Source organism: Gordonia sp. NPDC003585 (assembly GCF_040610755.1).
GTDB lineage: Bacteria > Actinomycetota > Actinomycetes > Mycobacteriales > Mycobacteriaceae > Gordonia.
Map to the genome: position 1 here is coordinate 1 of NZ_JBEXMX010000138.1, position 6,703 is coordinate 6,703.

The window sequence follows — 6,703 nt, forward strand, 5'->3', positions numbered from 1 at the left end:
GTCCTGCCACACCGATGTGCACCACAACGGGTGGGACGTCGTCCTCGGGGCTGACCGCCACCCCTGGCTGATCCCGCCGGCCTCCGTCGATCCGGAAAGGAGACCACTACCGGCCTACAACCGACGCACCATGCGACTCGACAACGCCGCCTGAACCCGACCACGTGATCTCGCGCCCCTGCCGCTGATCGAGCCGGTACCGACCCCAGGGGCGAGGCACCGTGTCGAGATCCGCCGGTGACCATCCCGATCAGCGGAGTTCGCTCCGCGCACGACCTTTGAGAACTCCATAGTGTGAACCGCGACGCCACGGGAAACCGTTGCCGCGCAGTCGAAGCCCCCCACCCCGGAAACCTCCGAGGCCACACCAGCTGGCCCACGCCCGGGAGATGTGATGACTTCGGCAGCGCGACAGCGAACCAACCGCGTCCGAGAGCTGTTGTCAGGCAGCGGCTTCCGCGAAGCGCGACAGCGCGAGCAATCGTGACGTCGCTCGCAGGTACTTCTTTCGGTAGCCGCCGGACAGCATCTCATCGGTGAAGATCTGGTCGAGCTTGCTACCGGAGACGGTCACCGGCACGTTCGCGTCGTACAGACGGTCGGCGAGCACCACCAGGCGCAATGCAACCGACTGATCGCGAGCGGGATGGACTCCCCGGATGCAGACCAGCGAGACGTCCTCGATGAGGTCCTTGTATTTCGAGGGGTGCAGGGTGCTGAGGTGATCGCAGAGCGCGTCGAAGTCGTCGAGGGTCGCGCCCGGCGTGGACTCGGCGACCTCGAGCAGCTCGTCGTCGGTGCGCGGTTCCGGGGCCGGCGGCAGGTCGCGGTGACGGTAGTCGGGACCGTCGACTCGGATGGTCTCGAACACGGATGAGAGTTTGCGGATCTCGCGCAGGAAGTCCTGAGCGGCGAACCGGCCCTCCCCCAACTGGCCGGGCAGGGTGTTCGAGGTGGCGGCTATCGACACGCCCTGCGCGGTGAGTTCGGTGAGCAGTCGCGACACCAACATGGTGTCGCCGGGATCGTCGAGTTCGAACTCGTCGATACACAGGACTGTGTGCTCCGAGAGTCGCTCGACGGCGTTCATGAAGCCGAGCGCGCCCACCACGTGCGTCACCTCGACGAAGGTCGCGAACGACTTCGGCTCGGGCATCGAGTGGTAGATCGAGGCCAAGAGGTGCGTCTTGCCGACACCGAAGCCGCCATCGAGGTACAGACCGATACCCTGACTCGGCCCCTTGCGCGAGAAGAAGCCGCGCTTGCCCGACCGCACCTTGGACGCCCGCTCCACAAAGTCGCGGGCCTTGCTCACCGCTTGGGCCTGCGACGGTTCGTTGGGATCGGGGATATAGCTGTCGAAGCTCACCTCGTCGAAGGTCGACGGGGGCACCATCTCGTCGATGAGCGCATCGGGAGATACCGACGGGTTGCGATCGCAGAGTCGTGCCACCATATGGGGAGCCTAGCCACATGCAACATGAGGGAGTCATGTTCCACCTACAGAAAGCGACCCAGGTCACATCCGGAACCGACGACACCTCGACCCTGCGCCGGCTCGCCGACGCCTATCCGTACCCGCAGGTACCGGCGTCACCGCCCTGCCTGACCCGGCCTTATGTGCGAGCGAACTTCGTCAGTTCGATCGATGGGGCGGTCACTCACAACGGAAAGTCGGCCGATCTCGCCGGACCGGGTGACAAGGCAATCTTCCGGGTACTGCGCGCGCTGGCCGATGTCGTCCTGGTGGGTGCGCGCACCGCGACCGTCGAGGACTACGGTCAGCCGTCGCCGGACGATGTGTTCGCACACGCACGCAACCGTGCCGAACAGACACCTGCACCGGCACTTGCGCTCGTGTCGCGAACGCTCGCGATCCCGGCCGACTATCCGCCACTCGCCCACCCCGACACCGTGGTCTTGACCTGCCGAGATGCGCCCGCGGACACACGCCGGGAACTCGTCGCCGCCGGTGCCACCCTGATCGACTGCGGCGACGACACCGTCGACCTGCAGATCGTCCTCGATCGATGTGCCGAACGCGGCTGGCACCGCGTTCTCTGTGAAGGTGGGCCCAGCCTCCTCGGGTCGCTGGTGACCGAGGATCTGGTCGACGAGGTGTGCCTCACGACGAGTCCCCACCTGGTGGCCGGCGACGCGAGTCGCATCGCGCACGGCCGCCGGCCGGCCGTACTTCGCGACATGCACACCGAACTGATCCTCACCGACGACGACGGATTCATGTTCACCCGATGGGTCAGGACCGGTCGAACATCGGATTGAGACGCACAGGTCGGGACGGCCATTCGACAGCCGACCGACGACCATTGACTACGCTCGCGGACATGCGAGTTGCGCGGGGCGGCCGGACTCGGGACAACGGTGGCCGATGGACGACGAGTGGCCGAAGGACGACGAGGTACCGAAGGACACGGGTGATGGCGGGTGCCCTCGGCGCCGCCACCATGCTGATCGTGTCGGCGTGCGCGGTCGGACCGGATCGTGGACCCGGCCTCATCGCCGGCGAGCACGGCGACGAGCCGGCGTCGACGTCCTCGGCGCCACCCCCACCGCCGACCCTCACCGCGCCACGACAGGATCTGTCGTGGCGGGAGTGTGCGCAGACAACGGCCAATCGTCTCGAGGTCGCCGTACCGGCCGGAGTGGTCATCGAGTGTGCGACTTTCAGTTCGCCCGTGGACCCCGCCAAGCCCGACGACGAAACCATCACGATCGCCGCAACCCGGCTCCGCACTGCCCAGACGCCGGCCAATGCGGCGCCGCTGGTGCTGACCGCCGGGTCCGACATGCCATCGACACGCGCACTGTTGCTGACCGCCCGGGGTCAGGGGCGCGAACTCCTGCGCACCCACCCGATCGTCGCGATCGACCGCCGCGGCCTGCCGCAGAGCAACCCGCTCGACTGCATGACCCGTGCCGAACGCGCGGCTATCACCGACAACGGGCTCTCCGGCGGAACCTCGCAGGCCAACCGGATCACCGAACTGGCGACCAGCGCGTCGTCCGCCTCAGACGGTTGCACCGAGACCCTCACGCCCTACCAACTGGACTTCTCCATCGGCTTTGCGGCATCCGACCTCGAAACGCTGCGAACCAGATGGGGTGTCGAGCATCTCGGCCTGATCGGAGTGGGCGAAGGTTCCGACGTCACCCTGGCCTACGCCTCGATACACGGCAAACGCGTCGGACGCCTCATCCTCGACACTCCCACCCCGTTCGGTGCGACGGCACGTGATCGCGCCCAGAGCCGATCCACCGGGGTCCAAGCCGGTCTGCAGGCGTTCGCTCAGCGCTGCGCGAACCTGCCGAACTGCGCCTTCGGCGCCGACGGCGTCGCGACCATGAAACGAGTGATCGACAAGGGCGCGCAGGGACGCCTGCGCGGGCTCTCCGACACGCAGGTGCTCTCGGCGATCACCACCGCGGTCGCGCTCGCGCCCGACGAACCGGGTGCGCTGCCCGCCATCGCCAGTGCGATCACCGCCGCAGACCGCGGTGACGTCACCGCCCTGACGGCTCTCGCCGATCAGGCCGCAGACCTACGCCTGAACGACGGCGCGCTGGTGTCCAGATGCAACGACGTGATCGGACCCGTCGGCCAGAACGAGATACCCGGGCTCATCGACACGTGGTCGCGCCAGAGTCCCCTCACCGGCAGCGACAGTGCGCTGTCGCTGATGCGCTGCAACGGCTGGGCCGCCGGTGAGCCCACTGCGGCACCGCAATCGTTCGTGACCCCTCCCCTGGTGCTCAACGGCAGCAACGACACCATCAACGGCGGCAACGGTGCGAGCGCCCTCCGGGCCACCTTCCTCAACGCCGGGGTCGATCCGGTCACCGTGACCTGGCCGGGGATCGGCTACTCGGTGCTCGCGCACAGCGCATGTGCGGCGCAGACGGTCGCCGAGTACGTCGACCGGGCCCCGCTCCCGGCACCGATCGAGCGCGGCTGCCCCGCCTGATCGGCTCCGGACATTTCGGCCGGCCCGCAAAAGCCGACCCGCACGGGGTTGTCCCGAATCGCGCTTCGCGTTCGTAGTACGGTTCGCGGGTGGCCATTCTCGACAGGTATCTCTACCCGCAGGTGAGCGTGCAGCGGATCGTCCCGATGATCCTGTGGCCCATCAGCGTCATGATGGTGATCCAGCGTTCGCTGATCCTGGGTGTGAACGGCTCGAGGACCGACGACTTCAAACCTGTCTACGCCGCGGCATACAACTTCCTCAACAACCTGCCCGTCTACGGCGAGAACTACGACACGGTCAGCCCCCACTATCTGTATCCGCCGTCGGGCACGCTGCTGATGGCACCCGTCGCGGTCCTCGACTACGAACGCGCCCGGTGGCTGTTCATCGCGGTGAGCGCCATTGCCCTGGTCGGGTGCGCGTATCTGCTCACCCGCATGTTCGGATACTCGGCGTCGACCTGGGTGTTCCCGACCGTCCTGTTCGTGTTCTTCAGCACCGAAACCGTGGCCAACACGCTGATCTTCACGAACTTCAACGCGTTCGTCCTGCTCGGGATGCTCGGCTTCATGTTGCTGATGATCAGACGGCACGACTTGTGGGCCGGTGTGCCACTCGGACTCACCCTGGCGGTCAAGCCGGTGCTGGCACCGCTGCTGTTGCTGGCCCTGCTCAATCGGCAGTGGAAGGTGCTCATCACGGCGATTGCCATCCCGGCCGCACTGACCGTCGTCGCCTGGCCGCTGAGCACCGACGCCAAGGCATTCGTGACCGAGACCGCGCCCTATCTGTTCGAGTCGCGCGACTACTACAACAGCTCGATTTCGGGGAACGGCGCGTACTTCGGCGTCGCCCCGTGGCTCATTCTGCTGCTGCGGGTCGCATTCGTCGCGATGGCCGTGTTCTCCCTGTGGTTCCTCTACCGGTACTACCGCAAGAACAACGAACTGCTCTGGCTGACCACCTCGTCGGGAGTTCTGCTCGTGACGACCTTCCTGGTCGGTTCCCTGGGCCAGGGTTACTACTCCATGCTCCTGTTCCCGCTGCTGATGTCGGTGGTGCTGCCCGGCTCGCCGATGCGTAACTGGCCCGCCTGGCTCGGCGTGTACGGATGCATGGCGTTCGACAGTTTTTACTCCGAACGCTGGAATGCCTTCGGCTGGATCCTCGAATACGGCAAGGTGACCTGGGGCTGGTCACTGCTGATGATCGCGGTGTTCTGTTCGCTGCTGTTCCGATATCTCGACATCCGATCGGTCTCCGAGACACCGGCCGGTGAGACGGTCGAATCCGCAGCGTCGGTGGACGATACGACGACTCGGTCGGTGTCCGCGACCTCCTGATACGGCACCCCGACGTCACATGGTGGTGCGTGGCGTGGCACCGGAGGACGAGGTGTCGCTACCGTGGTGCCATGACCTCCGAAACCCCAGCCGAACTCGCCGATCTGACCGACGAACAGTGGAAGGAACGGCTGACGCCCGCCGAATATCGGGTCCTGCGTCAAGCCGGCACCGAGGCACCGTTCACCGGCGAGTACACCGACACCAAGACCGTCGGTGTCTATCGGTGCCGGGCGTGCGACGCAGAATTGTTCCGCAGCACCCAGAAATTCGAATCCCATTGCGGCTGGCCGTCGTTCTTCTCCCCGCTCGCCGGTGACGCCATCATCGAGCGCGCCGACGACTCGATGGGCATGCGTCGCACCGAGGTGCTGTGTGCCAACTGCGGCAGCCACCTGGGTCACGTGTTCGCCGGCGAGGGCTACGACACCCCGACCGACCTGCGCTACTGCATCAATTCGATCAGCCTGACGCTCGACCCCAACCAGGACTGAGCAGCCAGGCGCGGCGAGAAAGTCGCGGCATTACGGCAGAGCGTCGATCAGTGCCTCTACCTCGACGCGCGGACCGGTGAAGAACGGGGTTTCCTCGCGCACGTGCATTCGCGCCTCGGTGGCGCGCAGATCACGCATCAGGTCGACGATGCGATGCAGTTCGGGCGCCTCGAAGGCCAGCAGCCACTCGTAGTCGCCCAGCGCAAAGGACGACACCGTGTTCGCCCGCACATCCTTGTAGCCGCGTGCGGCCTTGCCGTGATCGGCGAGCATCTTGCGCCGCTCCTCGTCGGGCAGCAGGTACCACTCGTAGGAGCGAACGAAGGGGTACACACAGATGTAGTTGCCCGCTTCCTCACCGGCGAGGAAGGCCGGCACGTGGCTCTTGTTGAATTCGGCGGGCCGGTGGAGTGCGACGTTGCTCCACACCGCATTACACGCCCGGCCCAACTCGGTCTCGCGGCGGAACCGCGCGTAGGCCGCCTGCAGTGCCTCCACGTTCTCGGCGTGCCACCAGATCATGAAGTCGGCGTCGGCGCGCAAGCCCGCGACGTCGTAGACGCCACGCACGACGACCCCGCTGTCGAGGGTCTTGAAGAAGTCGGCGGCATCGGACCGAACCTGCGCACGATCGGCCGGCAGTTCGCCGGGACGCACGGCGAACACCGAGAACATCAAGTAGCGGACGGTGGCGTTCAGTTCTGCATAGTCCAGGCGGCTCATGACATTCATCGTGCCACCGGGCCGGTGCGGGCGGTCAGTCAGGTCGGTCAGTGAGGTGCCGTCTCACCCCAGGTCGGCAAGTACTTCGGCTGCCGCACGGCCGGCCTGCGCGATACAGGCCGGGACACCGACTCCGCCATAGGCCGAACCGGCGAGC

General features: G+C 66.3%; 6 protein-coding genes and 1 pseudogene. 5 read left to right on the forward strand and 2 right to left on the reverse strand.

All coding sequences use genetic code 11. The annotated features are described in order from the left end of the window. A pseudogene (locus ABZW74_RS23410) lies at positions 1-154 on the forward strand (HNH endonuclease); the annotation flags it as partial. Positions 155-442: 288 nt separating this feature from the next. Here the strand turns inward: ABZW74_RS23410 and zapE are convergent. Beyond that, complete coding sequence (gene zapE, locus ABZW74_RS23415) at positions 443-1,456, reverse strand: cell division protein ZapE (RefSeq protein ID WP_355279772.1); 1,014 nt, start codon at positions 1,454-1,456, stop codon at positions 443-445. Between the two features lie 35 nt (positions 1,457-1,491). Between zapE and ABZW74_RS23420 the strand changes: the two genes are divergently transcribed. From ABZW74_RS23420 to msrB, 4 genes are all read left to right on the forward strand, one after another. Further along, a complete protein-coding gene (locus ABZW74_RS23420; protein WP_240857045.1) occupies positions 1,492-2,283 on the forward strand; it encodes a pyrimidine reductase family protein in 792 nt (263 codons plus the stop codon). Between the two features lie 155 nt (positions 2,284-2,438). Beyond that, positions 2,439-3,983 (forward strand): alpha/beta hydrolase, encoded by a 1,545-nt coding sequence (locus ABZW74_RS23425; protein WP_355279775.1) that lies wholly within the window; start codon positions 2,439-2,441, stop codon positions 3,981-3,983. Between the two features lie 89 nt (positions 3,984-4,072). After that, positions 4,073-5,329 (forward strand): glycosyltransferase family 87 protein, encoded by a 1,257-nt coding sequence (locus tag ABZW74_RS23430; RefSeq protein WP_240857019.1) that lies wholly within the window; start codon positions 4,073-4,075, stop codon positions 5,327-5,329. Positions 5,330-5,400: 71 nt separating this feature from the next. Further along, positions 5,401-5,823 (forward strand): peptide-methionine (R)-S-oxide reductase MsrB, encoded by a 423-nt coding sequence (gene msrB / locus ABZW74_RS23435; RefSeq protein ID WP_240857018.1) that lies wholly within the window; start codon positions 5,401-5,403, stop codon positions 5,821-5,823. A gap of 30 nt (positions 5,824-5,853) precedes the next feature. On the opposite strand, the gene hemQ is transcribed toward msrB, so the two are convergent. Continuing rightward, entirely contained in the window at positions 5,854-6,546 is a 693-nt protein-coding gene (gene hemQ / locus ABZW74_RS23440; RefSeq protein ID WP_355279780.1) for a hydrogen peroxide-dependent heme synthase, read from the reverse strand. Positions 6,547-6,703 lie beyond the last annotated feature (157 nt).

Excerpts from the sequence above, each read along its gene's own strand:
- ABZW74_RS23425 (WP_355279775.1), top strand. The coding sequence starts at position 2,439 with ATGGCGGGTGCCCTCGGCGCCGCCACCATGCTGATCGTGTCGGCGTGC.
- zapE (WP_355279772.1), bottom strand. The coding sequence starts at position 1,456 with ATGGTGGCACGACTCTGCGATCGCAACCCGTCGGTATCTCCCGATGCG.
- hemQ (WP_355279780.1), bottom strand. The coding sequence starts at position 6,546 with ATGAGCCGCCTGGACTATGCAGAACTGAACGCCACCGTCCGCTACTTG.
- ABZW74_RS23420 (WP_240857045.1), top strand. The coding sequence starts at position 1,492 with ATGTTCCACCTACAGAAAGCGACCCAGGTCACATCCGGAACCGACGAC.
- msrB (WP_240857018.1), top strand. The coding sequence starts at position 5,401 with ATGACCTCCGAAACCCCAGCCGAACTCGCCGATCTGACCGACGAACAG.